General features: G+C 66.6%; 14 protein-coding genes. 6 read left to right on the top strand and 8 right to left on the bottom strand.

Features of this window, described 5'->3' with window-relative positions; translation table 11 throughout:
* Positions 1-43: 43 nt before the first annotated feature.
* On the bottom strand, positions 44-1678 hold the full coding sequence (locus LV475_RS09770; RefSeq protein WP_136866693.1) for a methyl-accepting chemotaxis protein: 1635 nt from the start codon (positions 1676-1678) through the stop codon (positions 44-46).
* A gap of 281 nt (positions 1679-1959) precedes the next feature.
* Here LV475_RS09770 and LV475_RS09765 point away from each other — a divergent pair, with 281 nt between their 5' ends.
* The gene (locus LV475_RS09765) at positions 1960-2307 is read left to right on the top strand and encodes a hypothetical protein (RefSeq protein WP_136866692.1); all 348 of its coding nucleotides are present in this window, start codon (positions 1960-1962) and stop codon (positions 2305-2307) included.
* Complete coding sequence (locus tag LV475_RS09760; protein WP_136866691.1) at positions 2304-4193, top strand: sensor domain-containing diguanylate cyclase; 1890 nt, start codon at positions 2304-2306, stop codon at positions 4191-4193. The genes LV475_RS09765 and LV475_RS09760 overlap by 4 nt, the downstream gene beginning before the upstream one ends.
* 102 nt (positions 4194-4295) lie before the next feature.
* Here the strand turns inward: LV475_RS09760 and LV475_RS09755 are convergent, their stop codons facing one another.
* The 7 genes from LV475_RS09755 to LV475_RS09725 form a co-directional block, all read right to left on the bottom strand.
* On the bottom strand, positions 4296-5741 hold the full coding sequence (locus LV475_RS09755; RefSeq protein ID WP_136866690.1) for a sensor domain-containing diguanylate cyclase: 1446 nt from the start codon (positions 5739-5741) through the stop codon (positions 4296-4298).
* 44 nt (positions 5742-5785) lie between these two features.
* Positions 5786-9976 (bottom strand): bifunctional diguanylate cyclase/phosphodiesterase, encoded by a 4191-nt coding sequence (locus tag LV475_RS09750; RefSeq protein WP_250106219.1) that lies wholly within the window; start codon positions 9974-9976, stop codon positions 5786-5788.
* 142 nt (positions 9977-10118) lie between these two features.
* The gene (locus LV475_RS09745) at positions 10119-10985 is read right to left on the bottom strand and encodes a TatD family hydrolase (protein WP_136866688.1); all 867 of its coding nucleotides are present in this window, start codon (positions 10983-10985) and stop codon (positions 10119-10121) included.
* A complete protein-coding gene (locus tag LV475_RS09740; RefSeq protein ID WP_136866687.1) occupies positions 10963-12042 on the bottom strand; it encodes an ABC transporter ATP-binding protein in 1080 nt (359 codons plus the stop codon). Before LV475_RS09740 ends, LV475_RS09745 begins: the two co-directional genes overlap by 23 nt.
* A gap of 27 nt (positions 12043-12069) precedes the next feature.
* Entirely contained in the window at positions 12070-13701 is a 1632-nt protein-coding gene (locus tag LV475_RS09735; protein ID WP_247709487.1) for an ABC transporter permease, read from the bottom strand.
* A gap of 83 nt (positions 13702-13784) precedes the next feature.
* Complete coding sequence (locus tag LV475_RS09730) at positions 13785-14846, bottom strand: Fe(3+) ABC transporter substrate-binding protein (protein WP_250106218.1); 1062 nt, start codon at positions 14844-14846, stop codon at positions 13785-13787.
* Between the two features lie 163 nt (positions 14847-15009).
* The gene (locus tag LV475_RS09725; RefSeq protein ID WP_250106217.1) at positions 15010-15936 is read right to left on the bottom strand and encodes a LysR family transcriptional regulator; all 927 of its coding nucleotides are present in this window, start codon (positions 15934-15936) and stop codon (positions 15010-15012) included.
* 426 nt (positions 15937-16362) lie between these two features.
* Here LV475_RS09725 and LV475_RS09720 point away from each other — a divergent pair, with 426 nt between their 5' ends.
* From LV475_RS09720 to LV475_RS09705, 4 genes are all read left to right on the top strand, one after another.
* Entirely contained in the window at positions 16363-16917 is a 555-nt protein-coding gene (locus tag LV475_RS09720) for a cytochrome b (RefSeq protein ID WP_250106216.1), read from the top strand.
* 31 nt (positions 16918-16948) lie between these two features.
* Complete coding sequence (locus tag LV475_RS09715) at positions 16949-17539, top strand: YceI family protein (protein WP_250106215.1); 591 nt, start codon at positions 16949-16951, stop codon at positions 17537-17539.
* 191 nt (positions 17540-17730) lie between these two features.
* Positions 17731-18510: a PhzF family phenazine biosynthesis protein gene (locus tag LV475_RS09710; protein ID WP_136866681.1), complete on the top strand. Its 780-nt coding sequence runs from the start codon at positions 17731-17733 to the stop codon at positions 18508-18510.
* A 1159-nt stretch (positions 18511-19669) separates the two neighbouring features.
* Positions 19670-20764, top strand: coding sequence for an ADP-ribosylglycohydrolase family protein (locus LV475_RS09705; RefSeq protein WP_250106214.1), 1095 nt, complete (start codon positions 19670-19672; stop codon positions 20762-20764).
* The last annotated feature ends 451 nt before the right edge of the window (positions 20765-21215 follow it).

Raw genomic sequence — 21215 nt, 5'->3', positions numbered from 1 at the left:
GCCCCGCCAAACGCGGGGCCTTGCTGATTGCGACGGACGAAACTCAGCCGCGCTGGAGGCGGAACTGGCCGACCATCTCGGAGAGCGACGCGGCCAGGCGGGCGAGATCGGCGCTGGCCGTGTTGATCTGCTCGATGGCATCGAGCGACTCGTTGGAGACCTGGTCGATGTTCACGGCGTTGCGATTGATCTCCTCGGTCACGGCGGTCTGCTCCTCGACCGCGCTGGCCACCTGGGTGGAGAGATCCGTGATCTGACGTACCGACTGGGCGATCTCGTCGAGCAGGCCCTGGGTGTGGCCGGTGCGGTCGAGCGTGTCGCGGGCGCTCTCGCTGCTGCGCTCCATCACGCCGACGGCCTCGCGCACGCCGGACTGGAGCTTCTCGATCATCTGCTCGATCTCGCCGATCGAATCCTGGGTGCGATTGGCCAGGCTGCGCACTTCCTCGGCTACCACGGCAAAGCCGCGACCCTGTTCGCCCGCACGGGCCGCCTCGATCGCGGCGTTCAGTGCCAGCAGGTTGGTCTGCTCGGCAATGCCGCCGATCACGTCGAGCACCGAGCCGATCGAGTCGCTGTGCTTGTTGACGTCGCGGATGACGTCGCCGGCGCGCTGCATGTCGTCGGCGAGCGACTGCATGGCGCGCATGTTGTCGTCCATCGCCTCCATGCCGGCCCGTGCCCGATCGTCGGTCTCGGTGGCCGAGTCGTTCACGCTCTGCATGTTCCGGGCGATCTCCTCGACCGCGCTGCTCATCTGGGTGATGGCCGTGGCGACCTGCGAGGTCTCGTCGCGCTGCTTCTCCGCCCCGCCCTTGGTCTGCTCGGAGACCGCCGACATCTCCTCGGTGGCCGCGGCCAGTTGCGAGGAGCTGTTGGAGATGTCGCCCATCATCTCGCGCAGGCGCTTGACGGTGGCGCCGAGACGCCGGATCAGCTGGCCGGTCTCGTCCTTCGCGTCCGAGGTCGGATCGATGGTCAGGTCGCCCTGGGCGACGTGATCGGCGATGTCCACGGCCTCCTGGATCGGGCGGACCACCGAGCGGGTAATGAGCAGGCCGGCGAGGATGGCGATCAGCACGCCGATCAGGCTGCCGAAGAACAGTACGCCCTTCATGCGGGCATCGACCGTTTGCAGAGCGGCCTGGCGTTCCTCGAGCAGGGCGCGCTCCTCGTCGATCATGGCGTGATCGAGCTCGCGCATGGCGTCCATGTCGGCCTTGGCCTCGTCCATCAGGGCCTGGACCTGGCGGCGCACCTCCAGCGAGATATTGCCGGCCGCGCGGCGCAGATCGACCGCCGGTTGCATGTAGTTGTCCATCCAGTGGTGGTAACGCTTTTCCAGTTCGGCCAGGCGCTCCAACTGCTTGGGGTTGTCCGCGGTCATCTCCTCGAGCCGATCGTTGCGGCGCAGGAAGGACTCGCGTCCGTCGTGATAGGGCTGGAGAAAGCTCTCGTCGCCGGTCACGAGGTAGCCCCGCTGGCCCGTTTCGATGTTCACCAGGGACAGTACCTGGCTCTCGAGTTCCTCGAGCACGAGGTAGGTGTGCTGGTTGATTGCCTGGGCGTCGCGCACCTGGCTGTACTGCGTCCAGACTGCCCCGGCGATCAGCACGATCAACAGGGTGAGCAGGCCAAAACCCAGGCCGAGCCGGGTGCCGATGGGCAGGTTCTTCATTATGGATCTCCTGTGCCGGGTCGATTTGCTGCGAGTCGGCCCGCGCGGGGCGAAAGGTGCTGTTGAGTTGGCGTATCGGCCGGTTGGACGAAAGGTTTAGCATTCGCTCATAAACCGATTGGTCGGGTCGACCGATTGCATAGACCGCAAAAGGGTAGTGCACGATCGGTCCGCCTGCCGCGCGGGCCGCTCCTGGCGGCACGGGGCCGGGCTTCATGCGTTCCGCGCCATGCGCTACAGTCGAGCCATGGCCGGGCATTTCCCGGCATGAGGAGTTGGCGATGTTGACCCTGCCGCAAACCGCAAGCGCCGCGCCCGCCGACCGGGAGGCGACCTTCAAGGCCGAGGTGTCGGCACTGTCCCCGGACGAGTTGCCGCTACAGCAGGGCATGGCCCACGGCAACGTCGCGCAGGGCGATGCCCTGTCGGTCATGGTGATCAGCAGCCGGGGCGATGCGACGCGATTGCGCATCCATGCCGGCCTGTTCTTTACCAGCGTGGTTGCCGGCTGTGCCTGCACCAATGACCCCACCCCGATGAATGACGAGCCCGAGTACGTCGAGGTCGAGTTCGAGATTGACCGTCGCGACGGGGCGGCGCGTGTCCGGCTGCTGGAAACCGACGGATGACTTCGTCCTCGGAGTCCCGCCAGGATGCCGGGGCCTCACTTCCGGGTCGCTCGATCCAGGGCAGCGGATCGCCGACCCGCGCCACCTGGCCGGCGTATCGAGTCGGGTTGCTGCTGCTCGCGATCTGGGCACTGATCTTCTCGGTCCTGGCCTGGTCGAGCTGGCAGGCGATCGAGCGCTATGAGCGTCATGCCAACGAACAGGTCGAACAGCGCACGCGACTGGTCGCGCTGATGCAGGCAACCCTGATCGACAGCGAGCTCGATGCCATCGACCGTGACCTGCGGGTGGTCCGCGAGCGCCTGATCCAGCGCCTGGACGAGCCGGCCTCGCAGCACGCGCGGACCATGGAGTCCTCGCTCGATGCCAATGCCCTGGTCCGTGACCTGTGGTGGCTCAACGAATCGGGCGCGCCGGTGGCCACACGCCGTCGCGCCGCGGACCTGCCGATCGACCCCGCCGGGGAGGCCTTTTTCCGTGTCCACGTGAAGGCCCCCGCGCGTCGCGCCGGGGATCCGGCGTTCCTTTCCCAGCCGATCGACGCGGGCGACACGCGCCTGATGGCGATGAGCCGTGCACTCCTCGACGCGAACGGGACGTTTCACGGGGTATTGGTGGCGTATATCGATCTCGCCGCCGTGGCCGCGCTGCTCGATCGGGTGACGGCGAGCGAGCGCCTCGTCTCGTTGCTTGCCCATCGTCAGGGTGGCCTGCTGCTCGATCGGGCCGACCCGACCCTGCCGTCGGAAACCCTGCTTGACTGGCTGCGGGCCGGTGACCCGGCGCAGCCGGTCGGGCGGTTTCCCGGCGTGTCCGGTGGTCACGCGTTTCAATACGCGCTGGCCCGGCCGACGGGCTGGCCGCTGGACGTGGTGGCCGCCGAGGACCTGAGCCTGCTGTCGTCCCGCCTGGCGGCCAACGCCAATGACCATCACTGGCGTCTGCTTATCTGGGCGGTGGTGTCCGGGCTGTTGCTGCTCCTGGTCGGCTGGCTGTTCACGCGGCGTGCCTCGGCGCTGGAGCAGGTGGCGATCAGCGAGCGGCGCCTGGCCGCGAGTCACCGGCGCAATGCCGCGATCATCGAGGCGATGCCCGACCTGCTGTTCACCATGGACACCGAGGGTCGCATCCTCGATTTCGAGCCGGGTGACGGCATCCCCCTGCTGGCCGAGCCGGAGACGTTTCTGGGCCGCACCGTGGCGGACGTGTTGCCGCCGGATCTCGCCGAGCTGACCTTGTCCGTGATCCAACGGACGTTGGCGAGCGGCGAGGTGCAGACCTACCAGTATCACCTCGACTTCGACGGCTCGCGACATTACTACGAGGGGCGCTGCTCGCCGCTGACCGAGGCGAGCGTGCTGATCCTGATCATCGATATCACCGCGCGCAAGCAGGCGGAGAACGCACTGGAATGGGCGGCCACCCACGACGCGCTGACCCGGCTGCCCAACCGACGGTTGTTCCTCGACCGGCTACATCTGGCGGTCAACGAGTTTCATCGCTACGGCGGCATCGGCTTCTGCCTGCTCTACCTCGACCTCAACGGGTTCAAGGCGGTCAACGATGGGTTCGGCCATGCCGCCGGCGACCAGCTCCTGCAGCAGGTGGCCGAGCGCCTGCGCGAGCAGATGCGGTCGGCCGACAGCCTGGCGCGCCTGTCCGGCGACGAGTTCGTGGTGATGGTCAGCCACGCCAGTCGTGCCGAGGCGCGCGTGGTGGTCGACAAGCTGCGCGAGGAGGTCGGTCGGCCCTACGAGCTCGACCAGGGCGAGGCGCGGGTGAGCGTGTCGATCGGGGTGGCCTGTTGTCCCGAGGACGGTCGCAGCGCCGAGGCCCTCATGCAGGCGGCCGACGCCGACATGTACCGGCAAAAGCGCGAGCGGTAGGGGGAAAATCGGCACGACCTCGATGCCTTCGCGAGCCGCCAGGCGTCCATCGGCGGGGTGCCGGGCTCGTGGACGACGATGGTCAGCGGTCGGGTGCGGCGATCAGCCGGGCTCGGCGACGGCGACCTGGTTGCGGCCATTGCGCTTGGCCCGGTAGAGCGCCTTGTCGGCCCGATGGATCAGGCTGTCGAGGGATTCGTTCTCTCGACACTGCGCCACGCCCTGGCTGACGGTCCACCCCTCCTCACTCTGGGGCGAACGCTGGCGTCGGGCCACCGCCTCGCGAATGCGTTCGGCCGTGAGGCGTGCGCGGTCGGCATCCGTGTCCTGGAGCAGGATCAGGAATTCGTCACCGCCCCAGCGGCAGAGCGTATCGATTTCCCGGATCTGCGAGGAAACGGTGTCGACGAGTTCCTTGAGCACCCGGTCACCCGCCTGATGACCGTGGCTGTCGTTGATGGCCTTGAAGTGATCGATGTCGAGGTTGATGATCGAGACCGGCTGGTCATGGCGCCGTCCCAGGCGCAGCGCCTGCTCGAACAATACCTCCAGGGCCTGGCGGTTGCGCGCCCCGGTGAGACGGTCGGTGGTGGCCATGGCCTCCAGCCGACGCTGATAGTTGCGCAGCGTCCAGCCGCCGGTCAGCAGCACCAGGGCGGTCACGCCCAGCGCCAGCAGGATGTTGACGATCAGGGTGTTGAGCAATCGGGCATTGGCGGACGATTCGCGCTGTTCCACCACCAGGAACCAGTCGAGTTCCGGGATCAGCCGGGTATTGACGTAGGTCGTGCCGATGCCGGGGCGCTCGTAGGCGAAATCGGTGCTCGGGCTGGTGAGGATGCGGATGGCGTGGCGGGCCAGTCCTGGCTGGGCCTGGATGCGTTCCGGGCCGTCGTAGCCGGAGCCCCGCAGGGTGATCGTGCCCTCGCGGTCGATGAAGTAGATCGAGCGGCCGTAGCGACGCTGGTAGCTCTCGATCAACCCGGCGACCGTCTCGACGGCGAGCCCGATGCCCGTGACGCCGATGTACTCGCCCGCCTCGTCCTCGACCCGGTAGTTGACGAAGATCGACAGCCGGCTGGGATCGGCCGTGTCGTGGTCGATATTGATCTCAAACGGCTCGTTCATCTCCCGTACGCGGAAGTACCAGGCATCGCCCGGGTTCGCCCGTGTGACCGTCGTCAGCACCCCGTCGGGGTGGTAGTAGCGCCGGCTGGACTCGGCGACGAAAAACGCGGTGGTGGTCTCGTACTTCTGCTGGATTTCCGCGAGGTAGCGGATGATCGCCTCCGGGTCCTCTTCCCCCTCGACCACCCAGTCACGCACGAAGGTGTCGTGCGCCATCAACGAGGAAATCAGGATCGATCGCAGCAGGTCGCGCTCGATCTCCGAGAAGATGTTGTCGCTGGTCAGCGGCAGGGTCTCCTCGGCGATCTGCTGTTCCAGCGAATCCTCGGCGACGAAGTAGCCGATCACGCTGGTGGCGACGAATCCCAGGGTCAGCAGGACGGTCAGGGCGGTGGCAAAGAGGAGCTTGTTGCGTTGCATGGGCGCGGGAGATGACGTCCGGGGCGTGAATCGCTACGCCCGGGTTAGGCGTGGGACAGGTAACGCTGGGCGAACTCGTCGCCCGGCAGCGGGTGGCTTTCCAGGTAGCCCTGGTAGATGTCGCAGTGGTACTGGCGCAGGAAGGTGAGCTGGCTTTGCCGTTCGACGCCCTCGGCGAGTACCTTCAGGCCGAGCGTGTGGCCCAGATCGATGATCACGCGCGCGATCTGGCCGCGGTCGCTGGGCTCGTCGATCAGGTCGATGAAGCGCTTGTCGATCTTGAGCACGTCGATGGCGAATTCGCGCAGCTGGCCCAGCGAGGAGTAGCCGGTGCCGAAGTCGTCGAGCGCGACGTGCACGCCCATCGCCCGCAGGCGATCGAGCAGGTCGCGGGCCTCGGACTCGCGCCGGACGATCGCGCTCTCGGTCAGTTCCAGTTCCAGCCGGTCGGCCGGGAAGCCGGTGTCCTCGAGTACCCGCCTGACCAGGCGGTCGACCTCGCCGTGGCGCAACTGGTGCGGCGAGAGGTTGACCGCCAGGCGGCCGAAATCGCTGCCGGCATCCAGCCAGGCCTTGCCCTGGCGGCAGGCCTCGCGCAACACCCACTCGCCCAGCGGCCAGATCAGGCCGGTGGTCTCGGCCACGGGGATGAAGCGGTCGGGCGAGATCAACCCTTCGGTCGGGTGCTGCCAGCGCACCAGCACCTCGGCGCCGTGCAGGCCGTGATCGTCGAGGCGGGTCTGGGGCTGGAATACCAGTCGCAGTTCGTCGTTGTCGATCGCCTGACGCAACTGCAGTTCGAGGGCGACGCGATCGCGCGCCGCGTCGGTCATTTCGTCGGAGAAGAAGCGGAAGGTGCCGCGGCCTTCGTCCTTGGCGCGGTAGAGCGCCGTGTCGGCCTGCTGGATCAGGCCCAGCGGCGAGGCGGCGTTGTCCGGGAAGAGCGAAATGCCCACCGAGGCGAGCACGCGCACCTGCTGACCCTTGGCCAGTTCCCAAGGTTCGCCCAGCGCGTTGATTACCTGGTCGGCCAGCTCGCCCACCTCGGCGGCCGAGTCGATGCCGGCGACGGCCAGGGCGAATTCGTCGCCGCCCAGCCGGGCAATGGTGTCGGCCTGGCCGAATCGGTCGCGCAGGCGCTCGCTGACCTTGATCAACAGCTGGTCGCCGACGGCGTGGCCAAGGCTGTCGTTGACGTCCTTGAAGCGGTCGAGATCGACCATCAGCACGGCGACATGATCATGTTCGCGGCGTGCCACGTCGATCAGCTGCTCGAGGCGGGCCATCATCAGCAGGCGGTTGGGCAGGCCGGTAAGCGGGTCGTGGTGGGCGAGGAAATCGAGCTTGGATTCGTTTTCCTTCTGGCGGCTGATGTCGACGAACAGCCCGACGTAGTGGCTGATGTTGCCCTCGCGGTCGGTGACCGTGCTGATGCTCAGGATCTCCGGGAAGGTCTCGCCGTTCTTGCGACGGTTCCAGATCTCGCCCTGCCAGTGTCCGTCGCGTTCCAGCTCCTCCCACATGCGATGGTAGAAATCCCGGTCGTGCTGGCCCGAGGCGAGCAGGTCGGGTGTCTGGCCGATCACGTCCTCGGCGCTGTACCCGGTCAGGTCGGTAAAGGCGGGATTGACCTCGAGGATCACCTGGTCCCGATCGGTGATCAGCACGCCCTCGCGGGTGTTCTCGATCACCTTGGCCATCAGGCGCTCGTGCTGCTCGACCTCGTGGCGGTCGTGGATGTCGGTGACCACGCCGTCGAACCACAGCGGCGTGCCCTGCGGGTCGCGCCGCACCAGGGTGACTTCTTCCACCCAACGGTACTCGCCGTCGCCCATGCGCACGCGGTATTCCTGGTGGTACTGCGTCTCGCCGCTGGCGACCTGTTCCTCGAAACCGCTGGCGACCATCGCCAGGTCGTCGGGATGGATGATCTCGGCGTACGGGTACCGTTGCGCCTGCCACTCCTCGGCCGAATACCCCCAGCGTTCGAGGTTGCTCGAGACGAAGGCCGTCGGCCAGTCGTCTTCGGGCAGCCAGCGGAACAGCACGGCGGGGCTGGCCTGGACGGCTTCGCGGGCGCGCTCTAGGTCCTCGAGGCGGTCGAAGTAGTCCAGCGCGAACGAGATGTCGGTGGCCAGTTCTTCCACCGTGCGGCAGATCGCGTCGTCGAAGAAATCGCTGACCTCGGCGTACAGGGCCATCGCGCCGATGATCTCGCCGCCCCGGTGAATCGGGAAGGCCGCCACGGCATCGACGCCCGCCTCGATGGCCTGCTGGTGCCAGATGCCGGTCGCTAGGGCGCTCTGGAAGTGGTTCACCACCACCAGTTCGTCGGCGCGGATCGCCCGGCCCACCGGTCCCTGGTCGGCCGGTTCATGCGGGTAGATGCTGACCTCGAGCTGGTCGATGTGGCCGGTCTGGTCGCCGTATTGCGCCACCGGTTCGACCGAGCCGCTGTCGCGGTCGATCAGTCCGATCCAGGCGAATGCCAGGTGGCCGTGATCGACTGCCACGCGGCACGCCGTCTCAAACAGATCGTCGGCCGTGCGGCAGCGGGTGATCGCCTGGTTGGTCTGCGAGAGTAGGTCGTAGAGATCCTTCTGATGCTCCAGGGCGTGGTAGGCCTCGCGCTCGCGGGTGACGTCCTCGGCGATCGAGACCAGTCGCTCGGCCCGGCCATCCTCCGAGCGCGTCAGGCGGGTGTCGAAACGCAGGTGGGCGGTCGTCCCGTCCGGGCGCTTGAGGCTGAATTCCTGGGCACAGTGATCGACCATCCCGTTGATCAGGTCCTGCATGGCCTGGTGTTCGTCACCGTGCAGGGCATCGCCCAGCAACTCGTCCCAGCTCTTGCCCACCAGCGACTCGCCCGGGTGCCCCAGCATCTCGGCCAGCCGCGGGTTGGCATCGGTAAGGCGGCGGTCGTTTGGCGAGCTGATGGCCATGCCGAAGAACGGCATGTCGTAGAACACGCGCAGCAACCGATCCTGCTCGGCGGTGCGCGCCGTCCAGCGCAACGCGTCGCTCTCGCGGGTGCGGCGCCACAGCAGGGTGAGGATCACGGCCATGATCGCCAGCAGGAAGAAGGCGACCACCGCGAGCAGCCACAACGTCTGGTAGAGCGGTTGCAGGACGCTCGCGCGCGTCTGGGTGGCCACCACCGCCCATTCCCGCCCCGGGATCGGATGCACGGCCCCGATCACGGGCGCCCCGCTCACATTGCTGGTTTCGATGGCATGCGGTCGGGCGTCGACGGTGAAGTCCGCCGGGCGCAGGCCGCTCTGCTCCCAGGGCAGGTTGGGCCAGGGGTCCTCGGCGGTTTGCCGTGCGGTGTCGTCGAGCAGCAGCACGGTGTCGTCCTGGGCGCGGGCCAGGTGGGTGGCCATGCCGTCGTTCGTCATGCCGTGGGGAATCGGCGGCACGTCGGCGCGCAGCAGGGCGTAGGCGATCGGTGCCTCGTCACCGATCGGTATCAGCCAGTCGATGTGGGCGTGCCGGTCGGTGTAGAGATCGGGCGAGAGTTCGACGACCTGGCCGTCAACGGCGAGATCGGCGGCGCGCCGCAGTTCATCGGGCCAGCGGGTCATGCCGTGGTTGACCAGCGGGGTGGCGCCGCTCGCGTCGAGCAGGGCGGCGGCCTCGTAGCCGTAGGCGCGGCGCAGGGCCTCGAATCGGTCGAGGATGAGCACGCGCGCCTGTTCAGCCTCGGTGCTGTCGTCGGTGGATTCGATCAGGCGGCCGGCGGCGTCCTGCATCGTTGTCGATGACTGGAGTACCAGCGCGTCACTGGCCCGTTCCTCGAGCCAGGCATCGATGAAGTCGGCGCGCAGGGCGGCGACGTCGGCGAGTCGGGACTGGGCCGATTCGATGACCAGTGGTGCGCGGTAGAGATAGGTGCCGGCCGTCACGATCGCGACGACCAGGAGGTTGGCCAAGAAGACGATGAACGGCCCGCTGCGCCGGCGGCGCGGTACCTGGTCGGGGGTGGCTGGCGCGGCGCGGTTCGACTCCAGCCAGCGCAGCAGCAGGTAGAGGATCACCCCGGTGACGGCGACGAAGCCCAGCCCCTTGAACAACCCCACCCGCGCCAGTTGCTCGGCCGGCACGAACAGGCCCAGCAACCAGTCGGAGGTCAGGATCCACAGGCCGGCGTAGACCACGTAGGAAATCGCCAGCACCAGGGGCGAGATTGACCGGCGTCGTCGGGCGGGATCGGGTTGCTGGTCTCGCGACGTCATGTCGTCCGGGGAGTCCCTGGCGTGGTTCGCGGTGGATGATGATGGCTGCCAGGGCGGCCCGCGTGGGGCACCGTCGGCGCTAGCTCAAGAATGGTCCAATACCGCGAGCAAGTCCAGTCTGTTGGCCGGGCGGGGTCGAGGGTCAGGGATTGCCCAGCAGCAACGGGTCGAGCAGTAACTCGCGTGCGTTCTCGCGCGCCAGGCGCCGGGCGACCGAGTCGGGTAGCTGGTCGAGCCACTGGCGGATGGTGTCGGCCGCCTCGTCGAAGCGCTGCCAGCGCGCCAGGCTGTAGGTGTCCACCCCGACGACGAAGCGGTTGGGGTGGTCGACGAACAGGGCGCGCCACTCGGGCAGCAATTGGCCCTGCTCATCCAGGAAGCGCTCGTCGCGCACCGAGGTGTCGATGAACAGGTGCTCGGGGTGGCGGGCGAGCGCGGCGCGCAGGATGGTGGGGTCGGGTTGGTCGCCCAGGTGCGCCCAGAGCACGTCGACGGTTGGCGCGATCTCGAAGGCGCGGTCGATGATGGCGAGATCGCCGTGGAGCATCAGCACCAGCCCGCGTTCGGCGGCGATCTCGACCAGGCGCTTGAACGTCTGGCTGTCGCGGTCACGACCGAAGATGTGCAGTTCGCCCAGACCACGGTAATCGCCCTGGTCGAGCCAGGTCTCCACCCGGGCGGGCAGATCCGGCCGGTGCATCCAGGTTTCCTTGTCGGCCTTGGCGCGATAGACGCCCAGGAACGGCACGATGCGGTCGGGCGCCAGCTCGGCGAGCAGGCGGGCGTTCTCCGGCGGGCGGCTGGTGACCACGGCGTGCTCGATGCCGTTGCTCTCGAGTGTCTCGAGAATGGCCCGGGGCTCGATGGCCGCGCGCTGCTCGGCGTTGTAATGCAGGTGGGCGTCGAATAGCGGGGTGGTCGCGAGCGCCGTGGTCGACCCGCCGCCGAGCAGGCCGGCGAGCACGACGGCGGCCAGTACGCGGCGGTTATTCCTCGTCACTGTCGGCATGGCGTGAGGCCCCTCCGCGCGGAAACAGCACCAGGTGGGTGAACGCCGGGCGCAGGTTGACCCGCACGCCCGGGGCGTAGTGATCGTGACTGGGCGCCAGGCTGAGCAGACGGGTGCCGCCGGGCAGGGCGAGGGTGTAGAGGAAGTTCGCGCCGCGAAAGACGCGCTCCTCGATCTCCGCCACCCCGGGGCCGTCGGCATCGATGATCACGTCGTCGGGCCGGACCAGCACGTCGACCTCGGTGCCCGGCGGGTACTCGTGCGAGACCTGGCCCTCGAGCAACCCCAGCTCGGTCTTGACCCGCCCCGGCCCGACCATGGTGCCGGCGATGCGCGTCCCCTGGCCGATGAAGTCGGCGACGAACGGCGTCTCGGGGCGGTGGTAGAGGTTGTAGGCCGTGTCCCACTGGTGCAGCCGGCCGGCCTGCATGACGCCGACGATGTCGGCCATGGCGAAGGCCTCCGCCTGGTCGTGGGTGACCAGCAGGGCGGTGGTCTCCGCCTCGCGCAGGATGTCGCGCAGCTCGCGCGGCAGGGTTTCGCGCAGCTCCACGTCCAGGCTGGAGAACGGCTCGTCGAGCAGCAGGATTTCCGGGCGCGGGGCCAGCGCCCGGGCGATCGCCACGCGCTGCTGTTGCCCGCCGGATAGGTGGTGCGGATAGCGCTTGCCCATGCCCGGCAGGCCGACGAGATCGAGCAGCTCGTCGATGCGTTGTTGTCGGTTTTCGGCCGGTTTTTTCGGCAGGCCGAAGCCGATGTTGTCGGCCACGGTCAGGTGCGGGAACAGGGCCAGGTCCTGGAAGATCATGCCCACCCGGCGCTGTTCGGGCGGGTGGCCCCAGCCGGCGCCGGCCACCGTGTTGCCGTGCAGGCGCACCACGCCCGCGCTGGGCGACTCGAAGCCGGCCACCGTGCGCAGGATCGAGGTCTTGCCGCAGCCGGACGGCCCCAGCAGGCAGCCGATCACGCCGGTCGGCAGCTTGAGGTTGACGCCCTCGACCGCCGTGGTGCGGCCGAAGCGGACGGTCAGGTCCACCAGGCTAAGCCGTTCACTCATGAGTGAGCTCCACGGGGAGCCGCGGGCTTATTCATCGATCGGGTCACGGCTGGAGATGCTGCCTTCATGTCCTCTCGCGCGGGTGATCGAGCGACTGACCAGGATCACCGGGATCAGGCCGGCGGCCACGATGGCCAGGGCCGGCAGCGCGGCGTCGCGCAGTCGCTCGTCGGAGGCCAGTTCGAACGCCCTGACCGCCAGCGTGTTGAAGTCGAATGGTCGCAGGACCAGTGTCGCCGGTAGCTCCTTGAGCACGTCGACGAACACCAGTAGCGCGGCGGTGAGAAGACTGCCACGAATCAGCGGGATATGCACCCGCCAGAGCGTGCGCCCGGCGTTCGCGCCCATCGAGCGGGCGGCATCGTCCATGCTCGGGCGGATGCGCCCGAGTCCCGCCTCGACCGTGTTGAGGCTCACGGCAAGAAAGCGCACCAGGTAGGCGAACACCAGCGCGGCGACCGTCCCCGACAGCAGCAGGCCGGTGGAAATGCCGAACTGGTCGCGCATCCAGGCATCCAGCGTGTTGTCGAAGGCGGCGAACGGGATGATTACGCCCACCGCGATCACCGTGCCGGGCAGGGCATAGCCCATGCCGGCGATGCGGTTGATGGTGAAGGTCAGCCGCCCGGGCATCAGCCGATGGCCGTAGGCGAGGAACAGCGCCAGCAACAGCGCGAGTATCGCGGTCAGGCCGGCCAGCCCCACCGAACGGGACACCAGCACCGCGAACTCGCCCAGATCCCGGGTGGGGGCCACCTCCAGGCTCCAGGCCAGCAGCTGGGCCGACGGCACCAGGAAACCCAGCGCGAGCGGCAGGGCGCAGGCCAGGACGGCCAGCGCCGCCGGGCCGCGGCGCAGCTGGAACGAGGGTCGTGCCTGCCAGTGGCCGTGATGGTGGTAACGCGCCTGTCGCCGGGAGAGCCGCTCGATGATGATCACCGTGAAGATGAACGTCAGCAGCAGGGCCGAGAGCTGCGCCGCGGCGATGGTGTCATCCAGGCCGAACCAGGTGCGGAAGATGCCGGTGGTCAGCGTCGGGATGCCGAAGTACTGCACCGTGCCGTAGTCGGCCAGCGTCTCCATGATCGCCAGCGACAGGCCGGCGACGATCGACGGGCGCGCCAGCGGCAGGGCCACGCGCCGGAACATCGCCCAGGGCCCCAGCCCCAGTGAACGGGCGACGTTCAGCGCGCTGGAGGACTGCTCGAGAAAGGCCGCCCGGGTGAGCATGTAGACGTAGGGGTAGAGCACCAGCGTGAGCATCACGATGGCCCCGCCCAGCGAGCGGATTTCCGGGAATGGGTAGTCGCCCACCGACCAGCCGGTCAGCGCGCGCAGGCCGGATTGGACCGGCCCGGCGACGTCGAGCAGGCCGGTGTAGGTATAGGCGATGATGTAGGCCGGCATCGCGAGCGGCAGCAGCAGTGCCCACTCGAACAGGCGCCGGCCCGGGAATTCGCACACCGACAGCAGCCACGCCGTGCCGGTGCCAAGGATGAAGGTGCCGAACCCGACACCAATCGCCAGCAGGGCGGAATTGATGACGTAGTCGGCAAGCACCGTGTCGGCCAGGTGCGACCAGGTCGCCTTGTCCGGCCAGAACACGGACGCAACGATCACCGCGAGCGGCAGGGCCAGCAGCGCGGTGATCAGAATCATGCCCCCCTTCCACGCAGACAAGCCGCCCGCCCCTGTCGGGACGGCCGGCTTGTCGATCAGGACGTGGGGTTGTGGGTCCTGGCTTACTGCCATCCGGCCCGGTCCATGAGTTTCACGGCGGCCGGGTTGAGCTCACCCAGCTTGGAGAGGTTCAGGTCGTCGGCCTTGAACTCGCCCCACTGGGCCAGCGTCTCGGCGGCCGGCACGCCCGGGCGGACCGGGAACTCATTGTTGACCTGGGCGTACCACTCCTGGGAGGCCTCGGTGGTCAGGAACTCGAGCAGCTGCGTGACCGCCTCGGTCTTGTCGCTCGCCGCGACCATGCCGGCGCCGGAGACGTTGACGTGCGCGCCGCGGTCGTCCTGGTTCGGCCAGACCAGCCGCACGGCGTCGGCCGCTTCGCGATCGGTGTCGCTGCCGTTCTGCATGGCGCCGTAGTAGTAGGTGTTCGCCACGGCGATGTCGCACTCGCCGGCGGCCACGGCGCGGATCTGGTCACGATCGCCGCCCTGCGGCTTGCGTGCCATGTTCGCGACCAGGCCCTTGGCCCATTCCTCGGTCCACTCCTCGCCGTGCTCGGCGATCAGGGAGGCGACCAGCGACTGGTTGTAGACGTTGTCCGACGAACGGATGCAGATCTTGCCCTTGAACTTCGGGTCGGCCAGATCGGCGTAGCTGGTGATCGCGCCTTCCTCGACGTTCTCCTTGTGGGTGAAGATCACGCGGGCACGCTGCGACAGACCGAACCACTGGTTGTCGACGTCGCGCAGGTTGGCCGGGATGCGATCGGTCAGCGTCGCCGAGTCGATCGCCTGGAACACGCCGGCCTCCTTGGCGCGCTGCAGGTTGCCGGCATCGACGGTGATCAGCAGGTCGGCCGGGGTATTGCGACCTTCGCTTTCCAGGCGGGAGAGCAGGGCGCCGGCCTTGGCGGTCAGCAATTGCACCTCGATGCCGGTCTCGTCGGTGAACCGATCCAGCAGCGGCGCGATCAGGTCTTCCTTGCGCGCGGAGTAGACGTTCAGGGTGGTCGTGCCCTGGTTGGCGGTGGTGTCGCCGTTCTGCTCGGCGTTGTCGCTGCAACCGGCGAGACCGAGTCCAGCGGTGGCGAGGGCCAGGGCGGCCAACGGGAAAATTCGGGACATGATCGAGACCTCTTGGCTCTTGAAAAGGCGAATTTGGTGGTGTTTTTCGATCGAAAGCCGGGCCACGATAGCCAAGCTTTTTTCGGCTGTCAAATGAGAATCATTCCTAGTCCAACTTCGATTGGTATCCGAGTTCCCCGCTCGGGCTTCGCGTCAGGTTGCCTCACCCGCGTGTGATCGGCAGGTGGTGATCCCAGTAGGGCTCGCCGGCAAACCGCTGGGCGAGGAAATCGATGAAGGCCCGTACCCGCGCCGACAGGTGGCGCGTCTGCGGGTAGACCGCGTAGGCACCGATTTCCGGCCAGGGCACGTCGGTGAGGATCGGGACCAGCTGCCCCTCGGCGATTGCCCGATGCAGCAGGAAGGTGGGTTCGATCACGATGCCGGCACCGCGAATGGCCGCCTCGCGCAGGAAATCGCCGTTGTTCACCCGCAGCCGCCGTCGGCCGTGCACCGGCTGCCAGCGCCCCTGCGCGTTGGTGTAGCCCCAGACCTGGGTCTCGGGCACGTTGCTGTAGATCAGGCAATCGTGATCGGCGAGATCCGCCGGGTGGCGCGGGGTGCCGTGACGGGCGAGGTAGTCGGGGCTGGCCACGGCGAGGTTGCGGATCGGCGCGAGCTTGCGGGCCATCAGGGTGGAGTCCGGCAGGCTCGCCAGTCGGATCCCGAGATCGTAGCCGTCGGCGACCAGGTCGACCTCGTCGTCGTCCAGGTTGAGGTCGAAGCTCACCCCGGGATGGACGGCCATGAAGGCGGTGATCGCCGGTTGCAGGTGCATCAGGCCGAACGAAAGCGGCGCGGCGATGCGCAGCACGCCCGACAGCTCGCCGTGTTCGCGGGTGACCGCCTCCTCGGCCTGGTCGAGATCGGCCAGCAGCCGGGTGGCGCGGTGGTAGAAGTCCTCGCCCGACGGGGTCAGCGCCAGGTGCCGGGTGGTGCGATGCACCAGCTCCACGCCGAGATGATTCTCCAGCTCCCGCAGCCGCCGGCTGACCGCCGACTTGGCGATGCCCAGCCGATCGGCCGCCGCGCTGATCGAGCCGGCGTCGGCGATGCTGATGAAGTTCGCCAGTGCGGCAAAGCGGTCCATGGACACCTCAAAAACCTATTGTGCCGCCCGATTGCGGCGTCGCCTGCGGATTCGGGACATCCTTGTCCCTCACTGGCGCAAGCCAGGCTTGCGTCCGGCATGGCATCCCGGCCATGTCGTCACTCGCTCCTCTCGATTCGCCTGGAGCGAATCGAAGCGCACGCAGTGCGCTCGAAGAGTGCAGGCCATGGACGGCCTGCATCCGCCTATCTTCTTGATATGTCTCGTCGCTCGCTGCGCGGCTCCTTGCACTCGCGCGGCTCATGACGATTTTTCGAGGAGCCCCAGTGTCGTTCTCGTTTCGGCAACAGTGTTTTTCGAGATTAGGGATTTAAAAACACCCGCGCAACGGCCATGCTCCGTTCACCAGACGAATCGCCGGGTTGGACCGGCTGTGAATGATCACCGCGGGTGAAGGAAGCAGGCATGCAGTGGCGTAACAGGGAAACGGGATACGGCCTCGTCGCCATCGGCCTTCACTGGCTGGTGGCCGTCGCCGTGATCGGCCTATTCGCGCTGGGCTGGTGGATGGTGGAGCTGACCTATTACGACCCCTGGTATCGCCAGGCGCCGGCCATTCACAAGGCGACCGGCGTGCTGCTGTTCCTGGTGCTGACCGCCCGATTGCTCTGGCGGTGGCTCAATCCCTCGCCGCGCCCGCTCGGCAAGCCGTGGGAGCGACGGGCCGCGAGCGTGGTGCATGGGGCGTTTTACCTGTTGCTGTTCGCCCTGATGATCGCCGGCTACCTGATCTCCACCGCCGACGGCAGCGCGATCGACGTGTTTGGCCTGTTCTCGGTGCCCGCCACCATCAGCGACCTGCCCGACCAGGAAGACATCGCCGGGGACGTGCATCGCTGGCTCGCCTGGACCGTGATCGGCCTGGCCGTGCTGCACGCGCTGGCGGCCTTCAAACACCACCTGTTCGACCGGGACGACACCCTGCGCCGGATGCTCCGGCCCGCCGCGTCCCGGCGCTGAAACCAACCGACCTATAAGAAGGAGACGACCCATGATTACCCGACGCCTTTCCGCCGCCCTGCTGGCCGGCGCCATCGCCGCGCCCGTCTCGGCGCTTCCCATCACCGCCCAGGCGGCCGAGTACGTCATCGACACCGAGGGGCAGCACGCCTTTATCGAGTGGCGCATCAACCACCTTGGCTTTTCCTGGCTGTACGGCCGCTTCAACGACTTCGAGGGCAGCTTCGAGTACGAGGACGGTGCCATCGAGGATGCCAGCGTCGAGGTGACCATCGACATGGCCAGCCTTGATTCGAACCACGCCGAGCGCGACAAGCACTTGCGCGAGGCCGATTTCTTCCACGTGAAGGAGTACCCCGAGGCGACGTTCAAGAGCACCGGCATCGAGTCGACCGACGACGGCTTTGTCATCACCGGTGATCTGACCATGCGCGGCGTGACCAAGGAGATCGAGATCGAGGCCGAGAAGATCGGCGAGGGCGAAGACCCCTGGGGCGGCTACCGCGCCGGTTTCCACGGCACCACTACGCTGACGCTCAAGGACTTCGGTATCGACTACGACTTGGGCCCGGCGGCGACCACGGCTGAAGTGACGTTGTCGGTGGAGGGTGTTCGCCAGTAAGCCGATACCTTGCGGGTCCGTCCGGCCCGCCCATTGCTCCACACCCCGGCAGACTTGTCGGGGTGTTTTTTTGCGGGGCCGGTCATGCCGATCCGGCCTGGCATCGATCAACCCTGTCGAACAGGGGCGCTGCTGATTGGGCCGTTTCGGCCGGTTACCATCGAGGTTGACGTTGTAGAGGAAGATCACCAATGAAACTGACGCAATACCAGGTCGATGCCTTTGCCACGCGCGCCTTCGAAGGCAACCCGGCCGCCGTGTGCCCGCTCGAGCGCTGGCTTGACGATGACCTGCTCCAGGCCATCGCCGAAGAGAACAACCTCTCCGAAACGGCCTTCTTCGTCCCCAACGAGACCGGGTTCGACCTGCGCTGGTTCACCCCCACCCGGGAAGTCGACCTTTGCGGCCACGCCACGCTCGCCGCTGCCCACGTCATCTTCGAGTCGATCGGTCACGACGAGTCGGTGATCACCTTCGCCAGCCGCAGCGGCCCGTTGTTCGTGAGACGGGAAGGCAAGGCCCTGAAACTGGACTTTCCCGCCTGCCCGCCGACACCTCGAGATATCCCGGACCTGCTGGTTCGCGGGCTCGGTGCGCAGCCGCTCGAGGTGCTCGCCGGTGACGATTACGTGGTCGTGTTCGATTCGGAAGCGACCATCCGAACCCTGTCACCCGACCAGGCCCTGCTCGGCCAGCTCGACCGGCGCGGCGTGATCGTGACCGCGCCGGGTGACGAGGCGGACTTCGTCAGTCGGTTCTTCGCGCCGAAGCTCGGTATCCCGGAAGATCCGGTCACTGGCTCGGCCCATTGCCAACTTGCGCCGTACTGGGCCGACAGGCTGGGCAAGGAGAGGTTGTCCGCCAGGCAGGTTTCCAGGCGGGGTGGCAATCTCAGTTGTGAGGTGGTGGGTGATCGGGTGCGGTTGGCTGGTGGGGCGGTGACGGTCATGGTGGCGGAGGTCACTTTCTGAGTCACAGAAAAGGGATCTGACCACTTTACCCGGACCCCTTGTTGTCCGTGGCTGGCTGGCGAAGGCCTGACGAAAGCGCCAACTTGAGTCTCCGTGCACTCGCAATACGGACCATGCGAAGGGTCCTACTACGTTCTGCTATCGTTCAACCTGCCCCGCTTGGCCAAGCCGGTGATGCACTAGGCAGACAGCCACGTTGGGCGGGTTGGTCCCGAATCGAATTTATAGGGATGTGTAGTAACAATGACCACAATGAGATCCTGTGCCGTACTGGTGGCTTTGCTAACGGCAACAACACTCCCGGTGTCCGCTGAGAGTCGCCACAACGTCCTTTATGGAGCGGGAGAGGTCACTTGCAACGAATATATTGCCGACAAAAGTGCTGACGAACACGAGGGCCATAAACAGTGGGCTTTCGGCTTCATTTCTGGGGTTGCGCGAATAATCGACTTACACTCAACCGCCGAGATTGGGATTCTGATAAGCGTTACGGATTACTGTGAGAAGCATCCTGATCATCGCTTAGTACATGCCGCCGACAAAGTAGCGCTGGAGCTTTTAGAGCTTCATAACAAAGAGCAGAAATAGATCCAAGAATGTGACTCCAATAAAGGGGGCAGAACCCTTTAAAAGACGCTTCTGTGATTTCGCACGCTTTCAACGCATGTGCCGCTTACCAAACCGCTTTGGCAGGCGCGCGAGACACTTTCTCTTGCTTGCCCAAGAGAAAGTGCCCAAAGAGAAGGGCACCCCTCGCCTTGGCCCTGCGGGCTTCCCTCCCGTCCGGGGCACCGCGGACGGGTCGGTTCGACACGACGTCCTGTCGCGGCGAACCTCGGCGCCACGTCCATGTGGCGCCGACCCTGCGGCACCCCGGCCGCTCGGCAAGGGCGAAGGGGACAGTCGAACCTGATAACTCGGTGCCATGAATAACTTGCTTGGTGCGGCTTATGGCGGGGCACGCGCCGTTGGCGCGTTTAGAAAAGACCCTCGCGCGTTGGGCACGGCGATAGCTCATGGTCACTCCATGCAACCGGCGTGCGAAACAATTCTCCCCCGGTATGCCGCCCCTATCGGCTGATAGATGTCCTCCCGAGTGCCGACTACGCTTGTAAGCGATAACCGGAGACGTCTTTACCGAATCACCGTCGGAGGCCCCATGACCAATCGCGACGATATCCAGAACCGGGCCGCCGGCGCGATCATGGGGGCCTTCATCGGCGATGCCCTGGGGCTGGGGCCGCACTGGTACTACAACCTCGACGAGTTGCGTCGGGACTACGGCGACTGGATCGACGATTACACCGACCCCAAGCCCGGTCGATACCACGAGGGCCTCAAGGCAGGCCAGTTCTCCCAGGCGGGGATCATCCTCGACTTGATGCTGTGTTCGCTGGTGGAGGCGGATGGTTACGACGAAGCCGATTTCTGTCGGCGTCTGGATGACGACCTCTTCCCAATGCTCGATGGCACCCCGGCCTCCGGTCCCGGTGGTTACACCAGCCAATCCATCCGTGATGCCTGGCGAAAACGCGTCGAGCAGGGCCTGCCCTGGGGGCAAGTGGGTGGTCACGCCGATACCACTGAAGCCATTGAACGCACGCTTGCCATTGCCGTGCGCTATGCATTTCAGCCCAAGAAACTGGCGGCAGCCATTGCCGACAACACCGCACTGACGCAGGTGGATGAAACCGTGGTCTCCATGACCGTGGCGTACGGTGCGTTGCTGGGCCAGCTGGTTCAGGGGCAACGCCTGGATACGGAAATCTCAGACAAGCTGATGGCCCTGGTGAAACGTGGCGATTTGCCGTTTCATGCCGTCACCAGCGATGACCTGCAGCCGCCCCAGCCGGGGCAGCCGGACCCGCCCCGGGCCGGTCGTTTTGCCTCGCCCGATGCCCTGCTGACACCGTCCTTCATCGCAGCAGCGGCTGCCGATCCCGGGGTACGCATCGAGCCGCCCTGGAAAGTCTCCCTGGTGTACGGCATGCCGTGCGCCATTTATCACCAGCTTCCGGCGGCCTACTACCTCTCGGCAAAGTTTGCCGACGATTTCGAGGCGGCGGTATTGCATGCGGTCAATGGCGGTGGCCAGAACATGGCCCGGGCGATGCTGACCGGGGCGCTTACCGGGGCACAGGTGGGCTTGAGCGGAATCCCGCAGCGGTTTATCGACGGATTGGAAAACGCCGGCGAGTTACAGCAGCGGGCCGAGCAAGTGGCCTCGGCCGTGGCAGCCGAAGCTCTCCCATGATGGCTTTTCACGCCAACGCGCGATGAACCTGAACAAGGGGGCAGAAGCATTCAGACGCTTCTGTGATTTCGCACGCCTTCAACGCAAGTGCTGACTACCAAACAGCATTGGCAGGCGCGCGAGTCGGTTTTCTTGCTTGTTCAAGAAAACCGACGAAAAGAAGGACACCCCGACGCCTTGGCCCTGAGGGCCTGATCGCTGCCGCGATCAGCCTCGCGAACGGGCAATCGCGGACGGGTCGGTTCGACGCGACGTCGTGTCGCGGCGAACCTCGGGCCGCCGTCCCTGGCGGCCCGACCCTGCGATTCCCCGCCCGCGAGGCAAGGCGTAAGGGGGGCTCCCCCTTCGATCCATGTAATGCATGGACTTCAACGGCGCACATGCCTTCGGTTTCCGGTGGAATGAACGCTCTGCAGCCGGCATGGCGGTTAACGAAGGTATTTGCCCCTAG

Origin of the sequence: Guyparkeria hydrothermalis (assembly GCF_023555375.1) — a bacterium.
Taxonomy (GTDB): domain Bacteria; phylum Pseudomonadota; class Gammaproteobacteria; order Halothiobacillales; family Halothiobacillaceae; genus Guyparkeria; species Guyparkeria hydrothermalis.
The sequence above is the reverse complement of the archived record's forward strand: the minus strand, read 5'-3'. Positions and strand labels throughout refer to the sequence as shown.